The 1669-nt window shown below is 59.4% G+C and carries 2 protein-coding genes; both read right to left on the bottom strand.

Translation table 11 applies throughout. The features are described from left to right. Positions 1 to 3: 3 nt before the first annotated feature. Positions 4 to 765 (bottom strand): phosphate signaling complex protein PhoU, encoded by a 762-nt coding sequence (gene phoU / locus WBP53_RS06880; RefSeq protein WP_003195624.1) that lies wholly within the window; start codon positions 763 to 765, stop codon positions 4 to 6. A gap of 70 nt (positions 766 to 835) precedes the next feature. Next, positions 836 to 1636, bottom strand: a complete 801-nt coding sequence (gene pstB, locus WBP53_RS06875; RefSeq protein ID WP_423927267.1) for a phosphate ABC transporter ATP-binding protein PstB — start codon at positions 1634 to 1636, stop codon at positions 836 to 838. Between the last annotated feature and the right edge of the window lie 33 nt (positions 1637 to 1669).

Raw genomic sequence — 1669 nt, 5'->3', positions numbered from 1 at the left:
ACCTTACTTATCGTCAGATTCGCCCGAAACATTAGGGATTAGATCAGCAGTGCCTTCAACTTCGGCCTTCATGCGCTTGAGGCCCATGTGCCGCACGTCGGTGCCGCGCACCAGATAAATCACCAACTCCGAGATATTGCGCGCATGGTCGCCGATACGCTCCAGGGAACGCAGTACCCAGATAATGTTCAAGACCCGCGAGATCGAGCGCGGGTCTTCCATCATGTAGGTGGCCAACTCGCGTAGCGCAGTCTTGTATTCGCGGTCGATGATCTTGTCATACTGCGCCACCGATAACGCCAGTTCGGCGTCAAAGCGGGCGAAAGCGTCGAGGGCATCGCGCACCATGTTGCGTACCTGATCGCCGATATGGCGCACTTCCACGTAGCCACGAGGGGCTTCACCCTCTTCGCACAGCTGGATGGCGCGGCGGGCAATCTTGGTGGCTTCATCGCCAATGCGCTCCAGGTCGATCACCGACTTGGAAATGCTGATGATCAAACGCAGGTCCGAGGCCGCCGGCTGGCGACGGGCAAGAATACGCAGGCACTCTTCGTCGATATTGCGTTCCATCTGATTGATCTGCTCATCAATCTCGCGCACCTGCTGGGCCAGGCCCGAGTCGGCCTCGATCAGCGCGGTGACCGCATCGTTGACTTGCTTCTCCACCAGCCCGCCCATCGCCAGGAGGTGGCTGCGCACTTCCTCAAGCTCGGCATTGAACTGCGCGGAGATGTGGTGGGTAAGGCCTTCTTTGCTAATCATGTTGGCGTCCTTGGAGCGTCCGGTAAGGTGCGGAGAACCGCAGCGTCAGTACAATCAGAACCACAGCTTCCTAGCCGTAGCGACCGGTGATGTAGTCTTCGGTCTGCTTCTTCGCCGGATTGGTGAACAGGGTGTCGGTGTCGCCGAACTCCACCAGTTTGCCCATGTACATGAACGCGGTGTAGTCGGAAACCCGCGCCGCCTGTTGCATGTTGTGGGTCACAATGACGATGGTGAACTTGGACTTGAGCTCGTAGATCAGCTCTTCGACTTTCAAGGTGGAGATCGGGTCGAGTGCCGAGCACGGTTCGTCGAGCAGCAACACTTCCGGTTCTACGGCGATGGTACGGGCGATCACCAGACGCTGCTGCTGGCCGCCGGACAAGCCGAGTGCCGATTCGTGCAGGCGGTCCTTGACCTCGTCCCACAATGCCGCGCCCTTGAGCGCCCACTCAACGGCTTCGTCGAGGATGCGTTTCTTGTTGATGCCCTGGATACGCAGGCCGTAGACCACGTTTTCGTAGATGGTCTTGGGGAACGGGTTGGGCTTCTGGAACACCATGCCCACGCGGCGACGCAGTTCGGCCACGTCTTCGCCCTTGCGGTAGATATTGGTGCCGTAGAGGTTGATCGCGCCTTCCACACGGCAACCGTCCACCAGGTCATTCATGCGGTTGAAGGTGCGCAGCAACGTGGACTTGCCGCAGCCCGACGGGCCGATGAAGGCGGTCACGCGTTGCTTGGGGATGTTCATGCTGACATCGAACAGCGCCTGCTTGTCGCCGTAGTACAGGCTCAGGCCAGGGACTTCGATGGCCACGGTTTCCTGGGCCAGGCTCAGGCTCTGCTTGTCGCGACCCAGGGCAGACATGTTGATGCCGTGGGATTGGGTTTCGTGTTGCAT

Source organism: Dokdonella sp. (assembly GCF_049593775.1).
GTDB lineage: Bacteria > Pseudomonadota > Gammaproteobacteria > Xanthomonadales > Rhodanobacteraceae > Dokdonella.
The sequence above is the reverse complement of the archived record's forward strand: the minus strand, read 5'-3'. Positions and strand labels throughout refer to the sequence as shown.